This is a genomic window from Xanthocytophaga flava, from assembly GCF_030068545.1.
Taxonomy (GTDB): domain Bacteria; phylum Bacteroidota; class Bacteroidia; order Cytophagales; family 172606-1; genus Xanthocytophaga; species Xanthocytophaga flava.
In genome coordinates this window covers 19,830-43,788 of record NZ_JASJOR010000023.1, presented here as the reverse complement: position 1 = coordinate 43,788, position 23,959 = coordinate 19,830, and the positions used below count along the sequence as shown (strand labels likewise).

Here is a 23,959-nt window from a genome sequence, read left to right as displayed (position 1 = left end):
TTACCTTACTAAAAAAATTTATTAACCTTGGCAAAAGAATGTAAGTTGATCTTGGCCAAGATTATTTCCCGATAAAAAAACCGACTTTTTTTTACATCCCCGACATTTTCCTTACATAAGTCTTACATGTAAAAAAAGCCTCCTTGAATACCAATTTAGGGGAAAACGTATCCATCCATGAATTTCAGTCAATCATGACTATTTCTTCTAATACGCTTTCATCCGAATAATTTATGAACCAGCTAAAAAAATACGGTATTCTATCTTTATCACTTCTTGCTGCTACTATAGCAACAAATGCTCAGGAAATTACTCCGTTTTCAGAAGGTGGTATTTTTGGGTACAAAGACAGCAAAGCAAATGCAGTCAAAGTTGCCCCTAAATATGATATGGCCTACGATTTTCGGGAAGGATTTGCCAAAGTCACAAAAGACGGGAAAGCAGGCTTTATTGATAGCACCGGCACAGAAATCATCCCACTAACATTTCACTATGTTTCCTCTTTCTCTGATGGCTTAGCACGTTTTGAAAATGAGAATGGCAAATGGGGGTTTATTGACAAAAAGGGAAAGGTAGTTATCGCCGCATCCTATGATATGGCAACTCCATTTTCAGAAGGTATGGCATTGGTTGAAAAAGCAGGACGTAAAGGATTTATCGACAAAAAAGGTATTAATGTAATTCCTCTGATTAATGATGAAATAACTTTCTTCTCAGAAGGTATGGCAGCTGTACGCAGAGGTAACAAATGGGGTTATCTGAATAAAAACGGAACTGTGGCTATTCAGTTTAACTATGAAGAAGCAACACCTTTTACAGAAGGATCTGCTCTAGTAAAGAAGAGTGCACACTGGGAACGAATTGATAAGAAAGGAATGAAAATGTATGGATTGTATTATGATGAAGTACTTTCGTTCTCAGAAGGATTTGCACTAGCCTTACAGGATGGCATGTTTGGATATATTAACAAAGAAGGTGAACAGGTTATTCCTTTTCAATATGAATCAGCTAGCCCTTTTGCAGAAGGAATTGCTCAAGTAAAAAAGGATGGAAAATACCTGATGATTGATACACTCGGCAAAGTGGTTACTGAGCTACCATATGAAGAGGTTTCCGCATTTAGTGAGAACTTAGCCAAGGCTCGTCGTGGTACCAAGTGGGGCTTTATCAATAAAAGTGGCAAAACTATCATTCCGTTAGTTTATGATGAAGTATCTCACTTCTCAGATGGAATTGCTATTGTAACACAAAATGGCAAAAAAGGATGTATTAACAAACAAGGCCAGATGGTTATCTCAATGGTTTATGATCATATCTATCCATTCAACAATGGCTTAGCTATTGTAAGAAAGAATAATAAAGCAGGCTTTATAGATATTCAGAACCATGAAATCATCCCTATCAAATATGACGATGCTTACGATTTTGCAGAAGATGTAGCAACAATCAAAATTGGCAGTAAATATGGCTTCGTAGATATCAAAGGCAAACTGGTAGTACCTGTAGAGTTTGATTCTGTACAACCTTACCAGGATGGACTATCAAAAGTAGAACGCAATGGAAAAACTTTCTATATAAATAAATCAGGAAAATGTCTGGTATTCAAAGATTGCAAGTGTGATGGAGTAGAAGATATTTTGGTAAGCCAGAAATAAACTATTGAAAAAAATAAAAACAATACCTATAGCTGGATTTCAATTAAACCTAATGTTAAAAAAGCCTTCTTTTTGAGAAGGCTTTTTTTGTTATTTCCATTTTTTGAGTTTATCACTCAGGCTGTTTTATTAGCATATTTTGCTTCTGTTACAGGCTGCTCTGATAATGTATGGAGTGTACGTAATACATCCCGATTCGAAGGCAGATTATACATAGCAGCCGTCTGGTTGTGTCCAACCTTCAATGTATAGGCATTAGGATAGTTTGTCAAGGCTTTAAAGGTATCCTCATCCGTATGATCATCTCCTGCTGCTAAAGCAAAACAGCCGGGATATTTCTCCATCCAACGATGTACAGCATGTCCTTTGTTTATGCTGGCATTTTTAATCTCTATTACCTTATTTCCTTCCAGTATCTGTAAGCGACGAGGAGTGATGTATTGTGCCAGCTGCTCAATCAATTCATGCACACGCATCTCTGCCAATCCCTGATCTGATTTTCTGTAATGCCATACCAGAGAGAAATGTTTTTCTTCAATGAAAGATCCGGGTGTTCGATCTACAAAGTATTCAATAATCGGACGAATTTCTTCTTTCCAATCTGTTTCCAGGAAATCGGCATGTGTCCATTCGCCATCCATATCTTTGTTCCATACACCATGCTCTGCTACAATTCCTAACGGCAGGTGCCCCAGCCATCTTTCCAGTGTTTCTTTGTCACGACCACTTATAACAACCACACAATTATCCGGATTTTTGCTAAGCTTTTTCAGCAGGCTATACAAGTACTCATCCGGAGAAGCTTTTTGAGGATCATCATGGAAATCTACTAGTGTACCGTCATAATCCAACAGGAAGAGTCTCTTTTCTGTTGTAGTATAGGCTTCAGTTATTTCGGTCAATACACGTTCGTTAAATTGTTTCCGCTTGATTTTTTCGGTAGATAGTCTTGCCTCTTTCAATCGATCCAGGAAAACTTCTGACCAGCGCTTTACATTGTAACGGCGCAACGTCTGTTGCATAGCTGTATTTCGGGCCATTTGCTCCTCTGCAGGCATAGTTAGTGCCTTATGAATAGCACGCACAATATCATGTGGATCATCCGGATTTACAAGAATTGCCTCAGTAAGTTCTTTTGCAGCCCCTGCCATCTCACTTAAAATCAACACACCGGTCTGATCTGTTTTGGTTGCAATATATTCTTTCGCGATCAGGTTCATTCCATCCCGGAAAGGAGTAATGAGGGCAATGTCTGCCATATAATACACAGCCGCCAATGTATTGAAAGGTAACGCTCTGTAGAAATAATGAATAGGTGTCCAGCGTAATGTATTAAACTTACCGTTAATACGCCCTACAGCCTGGTCAATATCCTCTTTTAGTTGCTGGTACTGATCTACAGTAGCACGGGAAGGAACTAATATTAGTAATAGTGTTACCTGCCCCTGCCATTCCGGATACCGTTCCAGGAAACGTTCAAATGCCTGAATACGCTGTAAAATGCCTTTGGAATAATCTAACCTGTCAACAGAAAGGATAATTTTATCTTTTCCTAACTGTTGCCTCAGTTCTATAATTTCACGAATCGTCTCTTTCTCAAATACAGCCTTGGCAAATTTATCATAGTCAATACCCATAGGGAAAGAATCTACCTCAGCTATACGGCCTGCCATATTTACTTTACCCAACGAATGATTTAAGCCCAGAATCCGGGTCGTGGCACTTAGAAAATGTCTTACATAATCATAGGTATGGAAACCAACCAGATCCGCACCTAATATTCCTTCCAATACTTCTTTACGCCATGGCAGTGAACGGAATAACTCATAAGAAGGAAAAGGTATATGTAAGAAATAACCAATTGTAGCATCCGGAAATTTTTCACGTAACATTTTGGGTAACAACATCAACTGATAGTCATGTACCCAGAAAACATCATCCGGACGGGCTATTTTCTGTACTTCCTCACAAAATCGTTCATTCACCTGACGATATGCTTCCCAGTATGTTTTCTTATAGCTCGCATATTGCTTGAAATAGTGGTACAACGGCCAGATTATCTTATTACTGAATCCTTCATAGAAATTTTCATATTCCCGATCCGTTAAGAACACTGGTTGCAGGTTATCTTTGTTCATACGTGCAGCCAATGCAGCCTGATCATCCGCTTTGATGGTCATTCCTGGCCAACCTACCCAATAATTTTCTTTGGCATCGGTTGAACTCAAACCGGTAGCTAATCCACCTACACTCTGTTCGTAAACAAATTCTCCTTCTTTAACTTTAACAGAGATTGGAAGCCGGTTCGATATGGTAATAAGTCTTGGCATGTCTGATGAGTGGGGTAAATGGGTATTTTAATCGCTGAAAATGTACTGATTTATTTCAGAAAAAAATAAATTGGAAACAATTCTTTCCTCTTTCCTTCCGAAGTTACAAGTTTATATAAGAAAATAAGTAAAGAAATGATTAATTTTTCATAATTCTTTCTGCTCTTTCGCCCAACATCTCTATTTAACATCCAACTATTCCAAGCTTTTAAGAGAGTCTACTAAGCTATAGTATGGATTTTCCATGCAAAATTTTATATATCCTACTTTAATTTTGTATTGCAAAGATAAAGGCTTTGTTTTTACAACATCTTTAAATTAGATTATTTTTATAAAATTTTATACCAAATCCACAAAAATTCGTTCACAACTTCAAAATCAGGCACTATATACGTCTGTAGATTAGTATAAATTTTTCCAAATAAAAAAGAGTGTTTGCTAATCTGAGTTATAATTCGAAAATGTGGATTATTTTTGGCGAACAAATACCTCATTTTCTGTTTATCATTGCAACCTTTCACTCGCCTTGGCACTTTCGCTTTCTGAAAAACTAAATCAGTTACTCATAAGTTTATCAGGATTTTATCCAGAAACTGGACTGGTTTTGCTTTTTATACTTCTAATTACAACGGATCTGATCTTTCATAAGCAATCCTACAAACCTACAGGTTGGCTTGCTATAGCAGGTTTTTGTTGCATATTCTTTCTGTCTGTTACTCAATATCCTCTCTCTTTCCAAAAATCTTCCGGATCTTTTTTGGGGATGGTTCATAGCACCCAATATACAATTCTCTTCAAATGTATATTCCAGCTTATGGGTATTTTCACCATCCTGTTAGCATGGATTGAGAAAAAAACATATACCAAAAGTGGGGAATTCTTTGCAATCCTGACAGCTTTATTGTTGGGTTTACATTTGATGATTATGGGTTCTCATCTGATGATAGTATATCTGGGAATTGAGTTAGTTTCTATAAGTTCTTATGCACTAACCTACTTTGCGGACAATAAACGCAGTACACAGGGAAGTCTACGTTATATTCTATTTGGGGCCATGAGTTCAGGAGTTATGCTTTATGGCATATCCTGGTTATATGGACTGACCGGATCACTGGTATTTCTGGATACTGTATTCTGGGAAACACTAGCCATACAACCTCCATTACTTGTCACTATAGCCTTGATCTTAACACTATCAGGTATATTGTTCAAAATTGCGGTAGTACCTTTTCATGTATGGGCGCCTGATATATATGATGCAGCTCCTTTATCGGTTGTTACATTCTTCTCTATTGCACCAAAACTTGCTGCTCTATTCATATTATTGATAATTAGTCAACTAGATACAATTGATAAATTTGGGTTTCAATCTTTTATCGCTATTTTGTCTATTGCCAGCATTACTATCGGTAATTTCTCAGCTCTGGCACAATCCAATTCACGCAAAATGATGGCTTACTCATCTATTGCACATTCAGGTTTCTTATTGATAGGACTTTTAGGGAGAAATACATTTTCTGTTGAGACTTTCTTATTTTATTCAATAACTTATTTATTTATCAATGTGAGTGCCTTTCTGTTATTGCTCTGGCTGGAACGCATCACTGATTCTCATACCATACATGATTACAAAGGACTCGGTATGAACTTCCCAGGTTTAGGTATTGCAATAGTTATTATTATGATTGCTCTGGCAGGCTTGCCTCCTACAGTTGGTTTTACAGCCAAACTCCTGATCTTTTCTTCCTTATGGACTATTTATACTCAGTCAGGGAATGTATTATTATTGATTCTTTTTGGCTGGGGATTACTTAATATTGCGGTTTCTATATTCTATTATTTACGTATTCCATACTACCTCTTTTTTAAATCCGGAACAACCTCTTATTCTCCATCAATTAAGTCTTTTCACTGGACAGAAATTATCCTTTTAATTGCTGTAATGGCTCCTGTACTGGTATTATTTTTTAAATCCTCATGGCTTACTGAATCTTTAGGATTATTCCTGCGTTAAGAAACAAAAGGATTCTATATACGTACATGTTTTTAGAAAATATTAATTTTTTGTTCCATCACAAAACTATTATTTTTGAGCATCCTTTCTTCTCAATATGAGTGATCCTATAAAACACGAATGCGGTATCGCGATGATCCGCCTCCGCAAGCCATATCAATATTATATTGACAAATATGGCACCTCCCTATATGGAGTCAACAAACTATACCAGATGCTTGAGAAACAAAGTAATCGGGGTCAGGATGGAGCAGGTGTATCGGTTATTAAAATAGGTGTTCCTCCCGGAATTCGCTATATCAGCCGCTACCGATCTATCGACAACCAACCTATTGCCAAGATTTTCAAGAAGATCAACAAGAAATTCCAGAAATCTACCAAAGGCCACAAAGACCGGATCTATGATGCTCAATGGTTGAAAGAAAATGTCGCATTTACAGGAGAGGTCCTACTGGGACATGTGCGTTATGGAACTCATGGAGTGAATAGCATAGAAAGCTGCCATCCGTTTCTTCGACAAAACAACTGGCGAAGTCGAAATCTGGTAGTAGCTGGAAATTTCAATATGACCAATGTAGACGATCTGTTTGATAAGCTGCTTTCCTTGGGACAACATCCAAAAGAAAAAGTAGATACTATCACAGTAATGGAGAAGATTGGTCACTTCCTGGACGAAGAAAACCAACGTATTTTTGATCTGTATAAGGATCAATATACAAATGTGGAGATGAGTCATGTGATTGAGGAGAAGATGGATATCCCACGGGTAATACGTCGTTCCTGTCGTGACTTTGATGGAGGTTACGCAATGGCCGGAATGATTGGACATGGAGCGGCATTTGTAGCCCGTGATCCTGCTGGCATTCGCCCTGCCTACTATTATGCAGATGATGAAGTAGTAGTAGTAGCATCTGAACGGGTTGCGATCAAATCTGCCTTTAACATTTCCTATGACTCTATTCGGGAGATTCAGCCTGGTCATGCCTTAGTTATACAGAAAAACGGAGATTTTGCTGAACATCCGTTTATTAATACACTCGAAAAACGTTCCTGCAGTTTCGAACGTATTTATTTCTCCCGTGGCTCAGATCCTGCTATTTATAATGAACGTAAAGAACTAGGTCGTTTATTGATTCCTCAGGTACTGAAGGCAATTGACTACGATCTGGAAAATACAGTCTTCTCTTACGTACCTAACACAGCAGAGACAGCATTTTTAGGTATGATGGAGGGAATGGAAACCTGGTTAAGTGAACAACGCAAAAAAGCTGTAGCAGAAAAAGCATCTCCTGAAGAACTGGACAAACTACTTTCTATACGTCCTCGGGTAGAGAAGATGGTTATTAAGGATGCTAAGCTCCGTACATTCATCACTGACGATGATCATCGGGATGATATGGTGTCGGCTGGATACGATACAACCTATGACGTTATCCGCCGTGGATATGATACATTGGTACTGGTAGATGATTCTATTGTACGTGGAACTACTCTTGAGAAGAGTATCTTACGCATTTTGGATCGTTTAGGACCTAAGAAGATTGTTGTAGTTTCTTCTGCTCCTCAGATACGATATCCTGACTGCTATGGTATTGATATGTCACGTATGAAAGAATTTGTAGCTTTCCGGGCAGCACTAGCATTACTGGAAGAAAGAGGTCAGTCAGAAAAATTGTACAATATATTAGAAGAATGTAAGAGTGCATTCTGGAACGACAGAGCTCATGAAGAGAACTTTGTAAAATCAGTATATGATAACTTTACTGATGAAGAAGTCTCAAACAAAATTGCAGAGATTATTCGTCCACATAATCTGTATGCCAAAGTAGAAGTTGTTTTCCAAACTGTTGAAAACCTTCACAAGGCTTGTCCTAATCATACAGGTGATTGGTACTTTACAGGTAATTACCCAACTCTGGGAGGTAACAAAGTTGTAAATAAATCTTTTATGAATTATATGTCTGGCGTTTCTGTCAGAGCTTATTAATGTATCAAGATCACATAAAAAGAAAGCCCTCAATACGATATTGAGGGCTTTCTTTTTATGTGATCTTGAGGTTTACTAGAGATGTAAGAAAAGCTTTTACTTTGCAGCCGTCTGGTTACGTAATTTAGAAATTTCCTGTTTCATTTCATCTACCCGGTTTCGTTCTGTCTGAAGTTCCCGTCCCAAAGCCGTTTGTATTTCCAACAACTTTTTCTTATAATCATCTACCTGGTCACGAGCCTCTTCAAAGTCTTTTCGTGTGCTTACAGTTACTTGGTTGCTATTTTTATACTGGAAGAAAAAGAATGCTAATACAGCCAGAAGAGCAACATATACTATATAGCTAAACATTACATAGCCGTTCTTATCTACATTTATTCCCAGGACTGGTACTTGTTGACTAGCCTCATCATTTTTTTGCATCTGATCTTCTTTAGCCTTTACCTGTTGTTCCAGTTTCGCTACCTGCGTCTTCAGTGCCTGGATTTCGTCTGTTGAAGCCTTCAACTTTTTCTTGGTTACATTTACAGAATCCTGCACCTTGCTCCAGAATGCATCCAACGATGTTTGTTTAATAACCTTGAAATCCTGATAATTATTAGACCCTTCTTTAAGTTGCTGATACTGACTATTAAGACTATTCTGAGCTTGTGCTGAGAATAGAATACCTTGAAGAATGCACAAAGATAGAATGATTGATTTTTTCAGATTTTTCATGATGCGTACTTTTCAGATTTGGCCATGCTTAGTTTATTACTACTTATACGAAAGAACAAAGATGAAAAGTTATAGTTTATAAAGAAAAAATTACTGCCAAATGTAATAAATAAAAGAAAATAGCCAGAGTTTTGGCTCTGGCTATAACAATTTCCTCGAATTTCCTTCTATGTCTTACAAAGGACGAATCCAGATGTTTCTGAAGCTGATTGGCTCACTAGGATCTCCATGGTCTTGTAATTTAATTGGAGATTTGCCATGTGCTGTTTTATATTCTGCCAGGCCAATGTATTGGGTAGGACCTCTCAACTCAGTATTGTTTTGGATTAAAACCCCATTGTGCAATACAGTTACCCGAGCTGGTGAAAACAAGGAACCATCTTCTTTAAAGCGTGGAGCTGTAAATACAATATCGTACACATTCCACTCACCTGGTTTGCGCATAGCATTTATTAAAGGACGAGTCTGCTTGTAAATACTTCCGGCTTGTCCGTTAGCATAAGTACGGTTGTTATAAGAATCCACAATCTGTAACTCATACCCAGCATCTCCTTTTCCAATAGATGCCAGAAACAATCCACTGTTTCCTCTTCCTTGTCCTGTACCAGTAATTTTCTCAGGAATACGCCATTCGATATGCAGTTGATAATCTAAAAACGATTCTTTAGTCTGTATATTACCAGTTCCTTTCTTAACCGTGAATACTCCATTGGCAACGGTCCACTGAGCAGCAGTTTGCGGATCATTGGTAGAAACCCACTGATCCAGATTTTTTCCATCAAACAAAACAATAGCATCAGAAGGAGCGCTGCTGTTGGCACCGGGGGTTGTTACTTTCACTTCGGGTTCCCAGGATTCGGTCATTTCCGGCTTCATTTGCGCCTTTTCCTGAGAAGGAGCTTGTGCAATAGCTGCTGACCCCAAAAGCAAACTTATGGCAATGAACGTAAGTGTGTTTTTTTGCATAACAATTACTATAAAAAAGAGGGTTTAAACAAAATGTAAATTGACAGATTGTTGCGAAAATTAGAACATTTTAAGGAAAACTTTTACTTCTTGTTACAAAAATTAATCCAAATTGTGATCTCATTTAATAAATCCTGCCTTTCTTTAGTAACCTCTAACTACAATAAGATGATGTACAGAGGATTGAACATTTGCAAAACGTTTCAAAACAACGATTTTAACTTATATAAAAACAAACGCCTGTAGAGGATATTTCTACAGGCGTTTATGATTCCTACATTCAATGAATTTATTTTTTAGGCATTTCAGCTAATAACTTCTCATTCATTTTCACATAATCGTTATTGCTGGCAGCTTTAGCTAACTCTATGGATTTCTTAGCACTCTCAGTTGCACCTTTGTAATCTTTCAACTTCGCCTGCAATTTCGCTTTCTGGTGTAATTGCCAGAATTGAGGGTTAGTCTCAGTGGCTTTGTTCATCCAGGTAAGAGCCTGTGGCAAATCACGATTATTATCCAGATAGTATACAGCGGCAGCAAATAGATCACCAGCAGCAGGAGTAGGATTATCAATTACCTTCTCTTTGATCTGAGCCATAACTTTTTTGTCTACGTCTGTCTCAATCTTTATTGAGGTTTTAACATTCTCCCAACAGATATTCAGATTACCACCATTAGTAGTCAGATCCGAAAAATCAATAGTAAATGTTTCAACTTTGGCAGGAAGTGCTGTGGGTTTTGCCACAAAACGTACTACATCATTTTCCTGTTTGTAGCTTTGCTCTGTTGTTTTCAAATCTTTACTCAGAATGATAGTCCATTCTTGGGCTGTTGGGATAGACAACAGGGCGTATTCACCTGCAGGTACTTTACTACCATTCAGTGTTACATCATCACTGAAGGTAATCTTGGTTGCCTGGTTAGCACCTGTACGCCATACTTTTCCATACTCACGGACTTCACCAAATAGTTTACGACCTCTCAGACTAGGACGGGAATAATCTACTTTCACATCTACAAGGCCTACTCTCTGTGAAATAGAAGCACCTGGACTTGGTTGAGGCGTAGCAATCTGAGCCTGGATAGAAGTAAAAGCGATCCAACAGCAAACAAGTGTGCTGAATACTAATTTTCTCATACGATTTTTAGGGATTTGTTTTGCGTTAAAATAAACAACGGGGTAAAAGTATATATTCTTTTCTAAACTCTCTCAGGAAAATAAGTAATTGTCGTATAAGTGTCCTATATGCGAAAGGAACAAAATAATTAGTAACTAAGACCAAAAATGCGTATTTTTACCCGGTTAAAATAATATCTTATTTAGCCATTAATCCTCCAAATTATATTTTAGTAATTTAACCTCAAACCAAATCATGTCAGCAGTACTGGACCCAGTATCCGTTCTTTCAGACCGCGTAAATGCCATGGCAGAATCTGCCACACTGGCGATGACGAAAAAAGCCCGTGAATTAGCTGCTCAAGGTGTTAAGGTAATTAGCCTAAGCATTGGCGAGCCCGACTTTCCTACCCCTCAACATATAAAGGACGCTGCCAAGAAAGCTATTGATGATAATTTCACACAATATACTCCTGTATCTGGTATTGCTGATCTGCGTTCTGCTATTGCAGAAAAACTACGTAGAGACAACAACCTGGATTGGAAACCTGAAAACATTGTAGTATCTACTGGAGCAAAACAGTCATTAACCAATGTATTGCTGGCGTTGCTCAACCCTGGTGATGAAGTAATTATTTTCTCTCCTTACTGGGTAAGTTATAGTGAGATGGTGGTGTTGGCAGAAGGTAAACCGGTATTGGTAACCGGTTCTCTGGAAAACGATTTTAAAGTTACTGCTGAAGAATTTGAAGCAGCTATCACTCCTCGTACCAAACTTGTAATGTTCTCTTCTCCTTGTAATCCAACAGGATCTGTATTTACAGAAGAAGAACTTCGCAAGATCGGACAGGTAGTAGAACGTCATGAAAATATCTTTGTCATGGCTGACGAGATTTATGAATATATTGTATTTGAAGGCAAAAACTTCAGCATTGGTTCTATCCCATCTATCAAAGACCGTGTTATTACTGTAAACGGTTGTTCGAAAGGATATGCTATGACAGGATGGCGTCTGGGTTATATTGCTGCAGCCAAGTGGATTGCAGATGCCTGTGACAAAATTCAGGGCCAAGTCACTTCTGGTACTTGCTCTATTACTCAGAAAGCAGCTGTTGCTGCACTGACAGGACCTCTGGATGATACTCGTAAAATGGCAGAGGCGTATCGCCGTCGCCGGGATCTGGTCATTGCCGGACTACGCGAAATTCCAGGTTTGAAGATCTCTGTTCCTCAGGGTGCTTTCTATGCATTCCCTGATATGAGTTATTATTTTGGTAAGTCAGATGGCACTAATAAAATCAATAATGCAGATGATCTGGCAATGTATCTACTGAATGTAGGCCATGTAGCTACTGTATCTGGTGCAGCATTTGGTGCACCTAACTGTATTCGACTGTCAACAGCAGCTTCAGATGAAAATCTGACTGAAGCGATTAACCGTATCAAGACAGCACTTGGCAATCTGAAATAATATTCTAAGTATATTCACACTTTATAAATACAAACCCTTGTTTCATACAAGGGTTTTTTACTTTCTTTCCTTATGAGTCAGGAACAACCTAATAACCCTCTACATGGTAAAACCCTTGAAATGATTCTTAACTATCTGGTTGACTACTATGGATGGGATGGACTTGGTGACCGCATTGAGATCCGGTGTTTCATGTATGACCCAAGTATTAAGTCTAGCCTCACTTTTTTGCGCAAAACGCCCTGGGCACGCAAAAAGGTGGAAGATTTGTATATTGCTACCCTTCTCAATAAATAAAGATTCCTGTCACAAACATATTTTTCAGGATCAAACGTTTTACACAATATTCCCTTTAACAAGCTTCCATTACTACCTCTGCATTCAAAGCAAATACATAAAAGCATTCGGAAGTCTGTTAGGGTTTTTGTTTTTTTGCCAATTCTTTTACCTGATCTTTTTTATTGCTGATTGAAACATGAATCTTTCTGAGATATTTGAGGCGTTTAATAATTTACGTGTATTGATTATTGGTGATGTAATGGTTGATTCGTATCTGTGGGGTAAGGTAGACCGCATTTCGCCAGAAGCACCTGTACCTATTGTAAGTGTCAAGAAACGTGAAAAACGTCTGGGAGGCGCTGCCAATGTAGCCTTAAACGTAAAGTCACTGGGAGCAGAACCCATCCTTTGTGCAGTAATTGGAGCTGATACGGATGGGCAGGACTTCTTACAACTGCTTGACGAAAGCAATTTGACACGTGAGGGCATCGTAGCTAGTGCCAGCCGCATTACGACTATTAAACACCGTATTATCTCTGGTTCTCAACAGATGCTGCGCATTGATTCTGAGATGGAGAATCTTCTTCTAGCCCAGGAAAAAGCAGAACTGACTAAAAAAATACTCGGCCTTCTTCCTGATTCTGATGTGGTTATTTTTGAAGACTATGATAAAGGTGTTCTGGATGAAGTCTTGATTCAGGAAATTACAGAAGCAGCTCGTAAACTAGAAATACCTATTATTGTAGACCCCAAGAAACGTAACTTCCTGCACTATAAACATGCAACTCTCTTTAAACCCAATCTGAAAGAATTACGGGAAGGATTGAAGATAGATTTCAATGTAGCTCATCGCAATGAACTGGAAGGAGCTTTGGATCAATTAAAACAACATCTTCAACTCGAAGGGGTATTACTTACTCTTTCAGAGAGAGGGGTATTTATTGATCTGGATGGAGAGAAACATCATATACCAGCCCATATACGTCAGATTTCGGATGTGTCAGGAGCAGGAGATACTGTAGTGAGTATTGCAGCTTTATGTCTGGCACTGAAATTACCTCCTTTGGTAATAGCCGAGTTATCTAACCTGGGAGGGGGACTGGTATGTGAATATGCAGGAGTAGTGCCTGTTGACAAGCAAAAATTACTGGAAGAGGCAATCGAAAATAGTATTCAGATCAAAAACTGATCTTATATGTATCAGAGACAGAAAAGTAGATTTCCTGTCTCTGATATCACAATTAACTAAAGAAGTTTTTTCCTTTTTCTTTCAGGTTTTCAAAAGCTTCTGTAGCATCATGCTTCAGCTCTTCAAATTTCTCCTGAGCTTGTTCTTTTATAATAGCACTTGCATCAAATTCTTTGCCTTCGAGCAAGCCTGTCACCTGAGAACCTACAGAATCAGGTAATTTTCCTTTGATATATTCTACAGATGCTAAAAAGGCAGATTGTGCCTGGGCATGAGAAATGCCAACTTTAGAAGCTATTTCGTTTACAATTTCGTCGATTTTCATAATGGTACGTGTGGATATGTTATGATTATACATTGACAGGCTTATACTACAGCGCTGTAAGCAAAGAAAACAGATAAATGCAAAAAGACAAGGATTTTGTGATTAAGATTTGATTAATGATTATAGTTAGTAACAAGGTTCAGGAATAGATTCCATACTTTGCCACATAAATCAGAACAATATTAAATACAACCAACTTTGTCCAATACCAACGATCCTTGGATACAGGTTGTACCTTCCAGAAATAATAAACTCCTGCTATTAGAGATACTATCACACTACAAATGATAGGATTAGGTTGAACGAAGAACACAAGGAAGATAAAAAAATAATGTCGCTGAAAGCCATGGAATGTTCGATATATTTCGTTGTACATACCATATTCAGGTAACCAATAATCTACAATCCAGTATATAGAATCCAAAATTAGTGTAAGTATAAGACCTATAAGAACTGTCTCAAACCAAATTTTAGCATAGGAATGTCGGTATAAAATCGCTATACTAATTACAATTGCAAACTCTGCATATAACCAATAAATTAGATGGATCTTTGGAAAGATAGCGTGAACAGGAACACCTATGATAAAAAAGAAGTATGCCCATGCATAAATCTCGATAACCATAAACCACAATGCTAGTACAATACATATAACAGGCAGTATCCGATAAATAAATAATGTATAGTTGAATTTCATATAAATAATGTTCTTTCTGCTTGTTGCATCATGCGTATTAAAAGAGTGACTAGCTCAACCTTATACGTGTAAATATCTTCTATCCCAAGCACGTTAATCTTATGTAGGTACAGTGTTCCGGTATATTGTTGAATACGTTCCTGATGATGAGCTTCCATAACAAATATCCTATCAGCCCACTCCAGCATTTGGTCTGTTACCAGTGTAGTTCCTTCTTTTTCACACAAACGCTGGCTGAGTCCGGCAGAACGAAACTGATGTTGTGGATAATGCTCCCGAAAATAATCCTCAGCTGTTCGTGAACGATTTTTATTGGCAGTACAAAGAAACAGGATATTCATGGGTTGGGATAGATCTGAAAAATTAGTTACTTGTGTATATGCGAAACATTTTACTTTGGTATTTTCTATCCTGCATTCTCTTATTGGCAAGCTGTGGCGACTTGTCTGATATATGTATAAGTCACAACCAATATACTATATGTTATTACGAAGAAGAAGGAACACAACCTATAGCCTCTCAAATGCTTGACTACCTTCCAAAAGCATATCCCGAATTAAAAACAAACTTCAAAATAAACAAGCATTCAGAAGAAGTATCTGAGTACTCAGTCCTGATTGAACTGAATCCCTCAATTAATTCTCAAAAGCAGCAATCCATTCTACAAAAGATTGCAGATGATCTATCTGCCAATTGTTTTCAGAATAAGAAGATTCGGGTAGTGGCAGTAGAGGATATAGATGCTCTTACAAAAGGAAATGTGAGTGTTATAAGTAGGTAAGAGTTTCCAGCTTACATATCTCTATTAAAAAATAAGACGTTGTGGATGAAAAAAGGATTTCATCCACAACGTCTTATAAAAATATAGTAGCTGATTATACTTTTTCTGATAGGTGATGCTGAGTACTGAAATCCGCTTCACCTTCCCAGCGACTTACCACACACGTTGCCACTGCATTACCTGCTACAGAAGTAGCTGAACGGCCCATATCCAGTATCTGATCGATACCTAATAATAAGGCTAAGCCTTCACCAGGCAGATTGAATAACGACATAGTTCCTGCTATAATTACCAGCGATGCTCTGGGTACACCAGCAATACCTTTGGAAGTAACCAACAGAGTTAGCATCATGGTAATCTGCTGTGTCAACGTTAATGGCATATGATAGGCCTGGGCAATAAATGCCGTAGCGAAGGTCATATACAACATAGAGCCGTCCAGGTTAAATGAATAACCTAATGGCAACACAAAGCTGATGATACGGGGAGGACAGCCAAATTTCTCTAATGCTTCAATGGTTTGAGGCATGGAAGCTTCTGAACTGGCAGTACTAAACGAGAGTAGTAGTGCTTCCCGGATCACTTTCATCAATGGGAGGAATGGTACTTTGGCAATGATACAGATAACCCAGAGTACTATAAAAATGAAAAAGAACAAACCAAGGAAAAAACTGAAAATCAAATACGCATATCCCACAAAAATACCTAATCCCTCACGGGCTACAACAGCTGTAATAGCTCCAAACACACCAAAGGGAGCAAACTGCATTACATACCCTACAATCTTAAACATCACATGAGACACAGCATCCAGCGCCTTGACCAGAATTTTGCCTTTCTCTCCGATAGCTCCTACTGCAATTCCAAAAAAGATAGAGAAAACAACGATCTGAAGGATTTCATTGGTAGCCAATGCTTCAGCAAAACTTTGGGGGAATACATGCTCCAGAAATCCCTGTAAGGTCAGCTTTTTGGCTTCAATACCTGTATCTGTTCCCTGTTCAGGCAATTTCAGATTCATCACTTCGCCTGGCTTCATTACGTTTACTACCAACAGCCCAACAATCAATGACAGGATTGTTGCCAGATAAAAATACCCTAATGTCTTTGCACCAATCCGTCCCACTTGCTTGAAATCACCTAGTTTGGCAATGCCTACTACAAGCATAGAGAAGACCAGTGGTCCAATAATCATTTTGATCAGCCGGAGAAATACTTTGCTTAATAAGGCAAAGTTGGGGCCTGCTTCAGGTGAGAAAATATAGCTTTCGTGAATAAAGTAACCCGTTATGATGCCCAGCACCATACCTATAACGATCCGCCACGTAATATTTAGTTTCATGAGTTAGTTAGGTTGTTTTAGTGTGTCAATGAAAGGGTCATACGTAGCCCATTCCTATAGTACAGTAGTGTAGTTGTTTTGCTGATTAATATATTCTTTCCAGTTCAGATCGCCAGGCAGTTGCTGGTTAGCAAACTCCAGATGGATAACCCGTCGGTTGCGGGATGCCGTACTTTTAGAGGATGAATGTAACAAAAGTGGTTTCATAATCATAATCCCACCTTTCTTTACACAACAGACATCTTCTTTTTGTTTCTTCGTCTGATGTAGTAACTGTTCTGAAGAAAGTACACCAGTTGTATGTGAACCTGCAATTACCTTTAGTGCTCCATTGGTTTCATCACAATCATCCAGATGCAGTCGAATAGTATAGATATTTTCCAGCATCTGTACAGGAGGCTGTACATTGTAGGCTTCGTGTTTGTTTATCCAGGGACCGAAACCAGCTATTTCTTTGCGTTTATCTACAGATATCATCAGGTCCTGATGCCAGGCAACCATCCAGTTGGATAGAGGAGGCTTGTCGAAGAAGATAGATTTGATACAGAAATAATCTGACCCAAACAATTGCTCAATCACCTGGCGCAGGGTATCCGTCCACAGTAGCGAATTAACATGAGGCACTTCATGCAGGAAGTTACGGATCGCAAACAAATCATCCGTTTTCCGAAAATTTGGCCCTTCACCTGTACTCGTTTCCAGATAGTTGATTAACTGTTCAACTTCCTGAGCCTGATAGATATCTTCTATCACCACAAAGCCATCGTTAGTTAATTTTTCTTTATACGTTGATACCTGAGCCAAAAATGCATGCATAGTGTAAAGGATATAGCCTGCAAGATAGGAAAACCTGCCCTTATCCAAAAATAGCATAGCCACATTGGCTATTTCCCACCTTCTGAAAATACCAGATTACGGAAGTAACGACGATATTTGGCTTTACGCGACCAGAATTGCAGATACATTGCTGGAAACATAAGATAATCTGTGATAACTAGCGGTGTTCGAAAGGTAACTTTATCCCGAATAAGACTTGACTGACCTTTCCGCTCCACTCTGTGTTCATGATGCCAGTAGGAGAGAAAGAAAGGCAATTCTGTTCCTTCATCCACAAACACCATGTCCTCCTCATTTTTCTGGAAAGAAATAATTTTACTTTTCCAGACTTGCCTGAAGAGCAGAAAGTTTAGTTCCACATGTACTTCATTACCTGGCATGTTGCCATCATAACGTAACAATCGGGCAGGAGGGAAACTGGGCGAAACCTTGGTCAACAGGCGCTGATCAAAATTTGCGACAACAGTCTCAAAATTGGCTTTGACTTCGGTAACAATCTCAAAATACATAAGCAACAGGATATATAACCTTTCAAAATAATTACTGACCTTTGTATGGTAAATATTCGGACCTTCGTTGTCTACATACAAACTCCCTCTTCTGATTTTTGTTATGATATTAACATTACTCTCAAATTAAAACTGTAGAGCCACTTTATTTTTCATCTAAAAAATCATGAAGAAACTAATTCTCAGCGTTTTATTTCTAAGTACGTTGTTTTGTATACAGGCACAGGTACTGGATAGTGCCAGTGGCCGACCTATTCTAAAAGAACGCACCAAACCAGAAGATTTCTGGAAAAAAACCTTTGTCGCCGTCAATTTAACTCCTTCGCTGGGCAGTGGTTCATTTGGTGCCTATATATCACCTACCTTTGGCTATCATCCAAGCGAAAATAGCAGTGTGGCAGCCGGGCCACTTTATATGTTTACTTCTTTTAATAATGGTACAGGTAGTGGCCGAACTACAGCCAGTGTCTGGGGAGCACGTGTTTGGGCACAACATCGTATTTATCGCACCTTTTTTGCTCATGCTGAATATGAGGTGATGAATGCAGTGAAAATGGTTATTATTCAGGGTATAAAATATTACCAACTCAATCCGGATGGCTCTTTCCCTCGCCAGACAATTGGTAATCCGCTAATTGGCGCTGCATTTGTGACTGAAGGTGATTCCGGTTCGCAAAGTTTTACCATTCTCTATAACTTGAACTATATTGAAACAGCCACTCCCTATGCCCAACTATTCAGTATACCTATTGTACTTAGAGCCAGTATAAGCTTTAATTTGGGAGGAGATCGCTAGAGATTTTCTTTATCAGGTAGAAAAATGCATGACAGCCTTCCTTATGGGAGGCTTTTTTATTGGTTTTTCTATAGATTTAGCAGGTTTTTGATACAAAAGGATACGATTCTCAGATTTAATGCCCATTTTTGTAATTGGATTCTTCCCTTCTGGATTAACGACTAATTAACGATAAATGAATTCTTACGGTAAAGCTTTCCGAATTACGACATTTGGTGAATCACATGGAGCAGGAATTGGAGTGATTATTGATGGCTGCCCGGCTGGATTAACCATTGATACCGATTTCATTCAGCAAGAACTAAACCGACGCAAACCTGGTCAGAGTCGTATTACTACACAACGTCGCGAAAAAGACGAATTTCAGATATTGTCAGGTGTATTTGAAGGAAAAACGCAAGGAACACCTATTGCCATGGTAATCATGAACGAAGATCAGCGAAGCCATGATTACTCACATATTGCCGAGCAGTTTCGTCCCAGCCATGCTGACTATACCTACCAGGCTAAATATGGCACACGTGATTACAGAGGAGGAGGACGCAGTTCAGCCCGTGAAACAGCTGCTCGTGTAGCGGCTGGTGCTGTCGCCAAACTGCTTTTGGCACAAGTGGGGGTAAGGATTGAAGCCTATGTAAGCAAAGTAGGAAAGCTGGCTCTGGAAAAACATTACTCTGAATTGAATATTGCACTGGCAGAAGAGAATGCAGTTCGTTGCCCTGATCCGGAAACGGCTCAGAAGATGTTTGATCTGATTGATGCAACGCGTAAGAATGGAGATTCTATTGGAGGTATTGTAACGTGTGTGGTCAAAGGAACGCCTGTAGGTTGGGGAGAGCCGGTTTTTGATAAGCTACATGCCGAACTAGGTAAGGCGATGCTGGGAATTAATGCCGTGAAAGGATTTGAATATGGCAGTGGATTTGAAGGCGCATCCTGGTATGGTTCACAGCATAATGATGCCTTTTATACAGATGAACAGGGAAACGTGCATACACGCACTAATTACTCAGGAGGTATACAAGGTGGAATCAGTAATGGAGAGGATATTTACTTTAATGTAGCCTTTAAGCCTGTAGCTACTATTATGCAGGATCAGGAAAGTATTGACTTGCATGGCAATGTAGTAACTGTCACAGGCAAAGGCCGCCATGATCCATGTGTAGTACCAAGGGCTGTACCCATTGTCGAATCTATGGCAGCACTGGTACTTGCCGACTTTTATCTTCGAAACAGATCAGCCAGAGTGTAAACTCTGGCTATTACTATACTTATAGATATTGTTTTCTGTCACCAATATGCTATCTGTGAACTAACGGTTGTTCATGCAGACCCCCAAACGCTTCGCCTTTCCTTCATTACGCAAAATCGCTGACTTGATTTACAAGGGTCAGCCACTGCTATCTCACTTTGTGAGTGAAGGAGGAGAGCATTATCTGTTTTATTGGATAGAAGGGGATTTGCTGCAAAATCGTTGGTTAGTTTGTCGGGTACGTCTCGAACAACTGGTTAAATACACCGATCGCAAACTCTCCTTGCAAAACATCTTTCTGGCTCCACCAGATGGGTTTCTGTATTCACTGGAAACAGACAACGGGTCTGAATTACAATACCGCAATGTACAGATTTTGTTTCCAGCAGATATACCAGCCCGGCAATTGCCTCCTAAGGATTCTTTGTACAAAGGTAATCCCCATGCTCAGCCTGTTGATTTGCTGAACTTATCTGCACAGTACGATTCTGGCTTGCTGCAAATTCATTTTAGTGAATCTCCTAAGGTAGGCTATGGCACTATTGATTTATCACTGCTGGCACCGGCATTAAATCATCTGTATGAGATAGCGGATGGGCTGGGATTGAGTTATTATAAAAAGCAAACAGATACCCGACATCTGACCGAACGTTTTGTACGGGAAGATCATAAGAAACTGATTACGACAGCTTCTCATTACGAGTTGTTACACACACTCCCAGGTTCCTTTACTATTTTGCTACGCCCCCGCAATCAGCAGTTGCCTATGTTTGGGCAGGAAAGCGAACCGGATAAGTTTAGCCGATACTGGTATGAGTTTATTCAAGCTAGTTTTGATTTTGAAAAACTGAAAGTCTTTGCAGACCAGATAGATGGACGCGTAGTAACCAGCTACCAGAATTTGCTGAAGCTGATCAAGACAAACCGTCTGCAACTTCAGTTAAAGTGGGCCAACCATTATACGCAGTTACAATGGCAGCAGGGGATAGGCTACCAGGATGCTGGTCAGATTCTGGAAAATCTGAACCGGCTGGAATACCTGTCAGATCGTACGATTCAGCTTACAGGCAAGTTTGTGGCACTCAATATCCGTTCTAACCTCTACGTATTTGAAGCAGATGACAAATCGGTCTCAAAAGGAATGGTTACTCCTACACTGCATGCCAGCATGTCTTTGCTTTATTTTAACCGTAGGTATGAAGTGGTCATCCAACGTGTAGAGACCAAACAGGCAGGCAAGCCAAAACCCAAAACGAAAGATCTGTTAATTTCCTTCGCAGAGATACAAACCTCTAACCGCACATTGTTTCAGCTCAATAATGGCTTGATCCCCGATCAGGAGCCATTTTGACAACTATTGAATCAAGATCATCCTGTTATCAATTTATTTTGTGCATGGTTCTATACTTTTTTGTGTTTGAACTGAATTATGCTCACGAAATTTTTTGCGGTGAATTCCGATTAAAAACAAAACTTGCGGTTAATTCTATGCAAAAACTTTTTTGCGGTCAATTCAACGCATCAGCATTTTTGCAACAAACTCTATGCAAAATATTCTTTCACTCAAAGAAGATGGACTTCCTTGTAAAAATAATTCATGCATATAGTTATGCCCAGAAAAATGTTTGACCTAAACTAGACTCAACAAAAATTTTGGTAAGTGTCATTTACCTTATCCTACCTCATAACTTTTCTGTAAATAAAGAAAGTCGTGAACACAAGCATCTGTTAAAGTTGTTAACTTAAGAAATATTCTCTGTTTTTTACTTTTTATTTTTTGTCCTTCTGAAAGAACCTCATATCTTGTAAAGGTTAGCGACCTTTCCGGCTGGAGTATATTTTTTTCTCTCAGAAGCCAAACGTCACTCTATTTTTCACACGTGTCCCACTCACGCCAAGGCGTGGCGGGAAGTTTCTTTCAGAAGGACAGGAGGGAGATAGATCCTTAGAAAGACAGAGAGGTTCTTTCTGTAAGAAAAGATTCTAAAACACCATCAGAAAAGCGACAAAACAGAATACGAAATCAAAGCCTATCCTCATTCCGGCTACTCCCATTTCAATCACTTGGCAGGACTATTTTTTTTACCTATTTTTAGCTACTACTTTTTACATACTCTTTCTGTCCTATTCTTTTCACCCAACAAAACCACATTCCAGTAGCTCAAGCATTCATGGAAAAACTACGCCAACACATTGAAGAAGTAATAGCTGTTACCGATGAAGAATTCGAACATATTAAAACCTTTTTCACTCCAAGAAGGGTAAAAAAACACCAGTATCTCATTCAGGATGGAGATCAGGCAAACTTCGAATACCTGATCATGGCGGGCATTTTCAGAATGTTTTACCTGGATGATGATGGGAAAGAACACATCGTACAATTTGCAGGCGAAAACTGGTGGATGTCAGATTACCAGGCCTACTTTTATCAGAAACAGGCCCGGTTAAATATCGTTTGTATGGAAGATGGAGAAGTTCTGTGTATGAAACTTCAGGGCAGGGAAACACTATCTGCAGACCTTCATAAGATGGAACATTTTTTCAGAGTAAAACTGACCAGAGGGTATGTTGCCCAGCAACAACGCATTATATCCCTACTCTCCAGCACCCCTCAGCAACGATATGAAGAGTTCAATCATCTATACCCGCATATGACACAAAAAATCCCTAAAAAATATATAGCCGAATATCTCGGTGTGAGTCGCGAAACACTAAGCCGACTTTACTCTACCCATAAATGAAGTGTGATTCCCGTCACACTTTTTTTGTGATTTGCCTCCTGTGTCTGCGTATCGCTATGTACTAATTTTGGTATATAAATTAAAACACAGCGATCATGGATCTCTTACTAAAAAACAAAACTGCTTTCGTATCTGGCTCTACTGCCGGTATCGGGTATGCAATCGCCAAAGGATTTGCCAAAGAGGGTGCCATTGTGTATATAATGGCCGGGATGCCAGTAAAGTTGACATGGCCAAACGCCGTATAGAAAACGAAATACCTGATGCCAGAGTGTATGGTGTCGTTGCAGATCTGGCCACAGAAGAAGGATATATGCAAATGACTCAACAGTTGCCTGAAGTAGATATTCTTGTAAATAATCTTGGCATCTTTGAGCCAGTTCCTTTCTTCGAATCAAAAGATGAAGACTGGCTTAAGCTATTTTCTATCAATGTCCTGACCGGGGTGCGGACAACCCGTTTTTATATGCCTAAAATGCTCGAAAAAAACTGGGGGAGGGTTATCTTTATTTCCAGCGAGTCTGCTATACAGATTCCTACAGAGATGATTCACTATGGTATGTCCAAAACAGCCCAGCTTTCGATAGCCAATGGTCTGGCTCAGTTAACCAAAGGTACAGGCGTGACTGTCAACTCCGTTTTACCAGGCCCTACCTATTCAGATGGGGTAGAACGATTTATCGGAGAACTTGCCCAGCAACGAAACAGTACTACCAAAGAAGTAGAACAACAATATTTCACAGAAACACGACCACTTAGTCTGTTGCAACGATTTATCTCTCCAGAGGAAGTAGCTGCTACTGTTCTATATGTGTCAAGCGAACTGGCTGCTGCTACCAATGGTGCCGCTATCAGAGTAGACGGAGGTATCCTGAAAGGTATTCACTAAGTGTATGCAGGATTACACTACATAATTCAAACAAACAAATTCAACACTTCTCAAACAAGGCATAT

At 39.1% G+C, this 23,959-nt stretch carries 23 protein-coding genes; 13 read left to right on the top strand and 10 right to left on the bottom strand.

Annotation, left to right across the window (positions count from 1 at the left end; all coding sequences use genetic code 11):
- Nucleotides 1-233: 233 nt before the first annotated feature.
- Entirely contained in the window at nt 234-1,655 is a 1,422-nt protein-coding gene (locus QNI15_RS27375; RefSeq protein WP_314034798.1) for a WG repeat-containing protein, read from the top strand.
- Between the two features lie 116 nt (nt 1,656-1,771).
- Here QNI15_RS27375 and QNI15_RS27370 read toward each other — a convergent pair whose 3' ends face one another.
- Nucleotides 1,772-3,985 (bottom strand): bifunctional alpha,alpha-trehalose-phosphate synthase (UDP-forming)/trehalose-phosphatase, encoded by a 2,214-nt coding sequence (locus tag QNI15_RS27370; protein WP_313991773.1) that lies wholly within the window; start codon nt 3,983-3,985, stop codon nt 1,772-1,774.
- Between the two features lie 814 nt (nt 3,986-4,799).
- Between QNI15_RS27370 and QNI15_RS27365 the strand changes: the two genes are divergently transcribed.
- Nucleotides 4,800-5,999 (top strand): NADH-quinone oxidoreductase subunit N, encoded by a 1,200-nt coding sequence (locus QNI15_RS27365; protein WP_314034796.1) that lies wholly within the window; start codon nt 4,800-4,802, stop codon nt 5,997-5,999.
- Nucleotides 6,000-6,096: 97 nt separating this feature from the next.
- Nucleotides 6,097-7,986, top strand: coding sequence for an amidophosphoribosyltransferase (locus QNI15_RS27360; protein ID WP_313991778.1), 1,890 nt, complete (start codon nt 6,097-6,099; stop codon nt 7,984-7,986).
- A gap of 96 nt (nt 7,987-8,082) precedes the next feature.
- Here the strand turns inward: QNI15_RS27360 and QNI15_RS27355 are convergent, their stop codons facing one another.
- The 3 genes from QNI15_RS27355 to QNI15_RS27345 form a co-directional block, all read right to left on the bottom strand.
- Entirely contained in the window at nt 8,083-8,703 is a 621-nt protein-coding gene (locus QNI15_RS27355; protein WP_314034794.1) for a hypothetical protein, read from the bottom strand.
- A gap of 174 nt (nt 8,704-8,877) precedes the next feature.
- Nucleotides 8,878-9,669 carry a 3-keto-disaccharide hydrolase gene (locus QNI15_RS27350; protein WP_313981026.1) on the bottom strand — a complete coding sequence of 264 codons (792 nt, stop codon included), beginning with the start codon at nt 9,667-9,669 and terminating at the stop codon, nt 8,878-8,880.
- Between the two features lie 289 nt (nt 9,670-9,958).
- Nucleotides 9,959-10,807 carry a DUF2911 domain-containing protein gene (locus tag QNI15_RS27345; RefSeq protein ID WP_314034792.1) on the bottom strand — a complete coding sequence of 283 codons (849 nt, stop codon included), beginning with the start codon at nt 10,805-10,807 and terminating at the stop codon, nt 9,959-9,961.
- Nucleotides 10,808-11,042: 235 nt separating this feature from the next.
- On the opposite strand from QNI15_RS27345, the gene QNI15_RS27340 reads away from it, so the two are divergent.
- The 3 genes from QNI15_RS27340 to QNI15_RS27330 all read left to right on the top strand — a co-directional run bounded on the left by QNI15_RS27340 (nt 11,043) and on the right by QNI15_RS27330 (nt 13,725).
- Nucleotides 11,043-12,257, top strand: a complete 1,215-nt coding sequence (locus QNI15_RS27340; RefSeq protein ID WP_314034790.1) for a pyridoxal phosphate-dependent aminotransferase — start codon at nt 11,043-11,045, stop codon at nt 12,255-12,257.
- Between the two features lie 72 nt (nt 12,258-12,329).
- Nucleotides 12,330-12,554 carry a VF530 family protein gene (locus tag QNI15_RS27335; protein ID WP_313991789.1) on the top strand — a complete coding sequence of 75 codons (225 nt, stop codon included), beginning with the start codon at nt 12,330-12,332 and terminating at the stop codon, nt 12,552-12,554.
- Nucleotides 12,555-12,732: 178 nt separating this feature from the next.
- Nucleotides 12,733-13,725, top strand: coding sequence for a bifunctional heptose 7-phosphate kinase/heptose 1-phosphate adenyltransferase (locus QNI15_RS27330; RefSeq protein WP_314034789.1), 993 nt, complete (start codon nt 12,733-12,735; stop codon nt 13,723-13,725).
- Nucleotides 13,726-13,777: 52 nt separating this feature from the next.
- Here the strand turns inward: QNI15_RS27330 and QNI15_RS27325 are convergent, their stop codons facing one another.
- From QNI15_RS27325 to QNI15_RS27315, 3 genes are all read right to left on the bottom strand, one after another.
- A complete protein-coding gene (locus tag QNI15_RS27325; RefSeq protein ID WP_314034788.1) occupies nt 13,778-14,050 on the bottom strand; it encodes a hypothetical protein in 273 nt (90 codons plus the stop codon).
- Between the two features lie 139 nt (nt 14,051-14,189).
- Complete coding sequence (locus QNI15_RS27320) at nt 14,190-14,747, bottom strand: hypothetical protein (RefSeq protein WP_314034787.1); 558 nt, start codon at nt 14,745-14,747, stop codon at nt 14,190-14,192.
- Nucleotides 14,744-15,088 carry a protein tyrosine phosphatase gene (locus QNI15_RS27315; protein ID WP_314034786.1) on the bottom strand — a complete coding sequence of 115 codons (345 nt, stop codon included), beginning with the start codon at nt 15,086-15,088 and terminating at the stop codon, nt 14,744-14,746. Before QNI15_RS27315 ends, QNI15_RS27320 begins: the two co-directional genes overlap by 4 nt.
- Before the next feature lie 38 nt (nt 15,089-15,126).
- On the opposite strand from QNI15_RS27315, the gene QNI15_RS27310 reads away from it, so the two are divergent.
- Nucleotides 15,127-15,528: a hypothetical protein gene (locus QNI15_RS27310; protein WP_314034785.1), complete on the top strand. Its 402-nt coding sequence runs from the start codon at nt 15,127-15,129 to the stop codon at nt 15,526-15,528.
- A 94-nt stretch (nt 15,529-15,622) separates the two neighbouring features.
- On the opposite strand, the gene QNI15_RS27305 is transcribed toward QNI15_RS27310, so the two are convergent.
- The 3 genes from QNI15_RS27305 to QNI15_RS27295 all read right to left on the bottom strand — a co-directional run bounded on the left by QNI15_RS27305 (nt 15,623) and on the right by QNI15_RS27295 (nt 18,216).
- Nucleotides 15,623-16,870 carry a dicarboxylate/amino acid:cation symporter gene (locus QNI15_RS27305; protein ID WP_313991802.1) on the bottom strand — a complete coding sequence of 416 codons (1,248 nt, stop codon included), beginning with the start codon at nt 16,868-16,870 and terminating at the stop codon, nt 15,623-15,625.
- A gap of 54 nt (nt 16,871-16,924) precedes the next feature.
- Nucleotides 16,925-17,686 carry a phytanoyl-CoA dioxygenase family protein gene (locus QNI15_RS27300; protein WP_314034784.1) on the bottom strand — a complete coding sequence of 254 codons (762 nt, stop codon included), beginning with the start codon at nt 17,684-17,686 and terminating at the stop codon, nt 16,925-16,927.
- Between the two features lie 68 nt (nt 17,687-17,754).
- Nucleotides 17,755-18,216, bottom strand: a complete 462-nt coding sequence (locus tag QNI15_RS27295) for an SRPBCC family protein (protein ID WP_314034783.1) — start codon at nt 18,214-18,216, stop codon at nt 17,755-17,757.
- 166 nt (nt 18,217-18,382) lie between these two features.
- Here QNI15_RS27295 and QNI15_RS27290 point away from each other — a divergent pair, with 166 nt between their 5' ends.
- From QNI15_RS27290 to QNI15_RS27265, 6 genes are all read left to right on the top strand, one after another.
- Nucleotides 18,383-19,012, top strand: a complete 630-nt coding sequence (locus QNI15_RS27290) for a hypothetical protein (RefSeq protein WP_314034782.1) — start codon at nt 18,383-18,385, stop codon at nt 19,010-19,012.
- 175 nt (nt 19,013-19,187) lie between these two features.
- Entirely contained in the window at nt 19,188-20,264 is a 1,077-nt protein-coding gene (gene aroC / locus QNI15_RS27285; protein ID WP_314034781.1) for a chorismate synthase, read from the top strand.
- A gap of 73 nt (nt 20,265-20,337) precedes the next feature.
- A complete protein-coding gene (locus QNI15_RS27280; RefSeq protein ID WP_314034779.1) occupies nt 20,338-21,615 on the top strand; it encodes a hypothetical protein in 1,278 nt (425 codons plus the stop codon).
- An 820-nt stretch (nt 21,616-22,435) separates the two neighbouring features.
- On the top strand, nt 22,436-23,005 hold the full coding sequence (locus tag QNI15_RS27275) for a Crp/Fnr family transcriptional regulator (RefSeq protein WP_313991818.1): 570 nt from the start codon (nt 22,436-22,438) through the stop codon (nt 23,003-23,005).
- 95 nt (nt 23,006-23,100) lie between these two features.
- Nucleotides 23,101-23,253 carry a hypothetical protein gene (locus QNI15_RS27270; RefSeq protein ID WP_314034777.1) on the top strand — a complete coding sequence of 51 codons (153 nt, stop codon included), beginning with the start codon at nt 23,101-23,103 and terminating at the stop codon, nt 23,251-23,253.
- Nucleotides 23,235-23,894, top strand: coding sequence for an SDR family NAD(P)-dependent oxidoreductase (locus QNI15_RS27265; protein WP_314034775.1), 660 nt, complete (start codon nt 23,235-23,237; stop codon nt 23,892-23,894). Before QNI15_RS27270 ends, QNI15_RS27265 begins: the two co-directional genes overlap by 19 nt.
- Nucleotides 23,895-23,959: the final 65 nt, after the last annotated feature.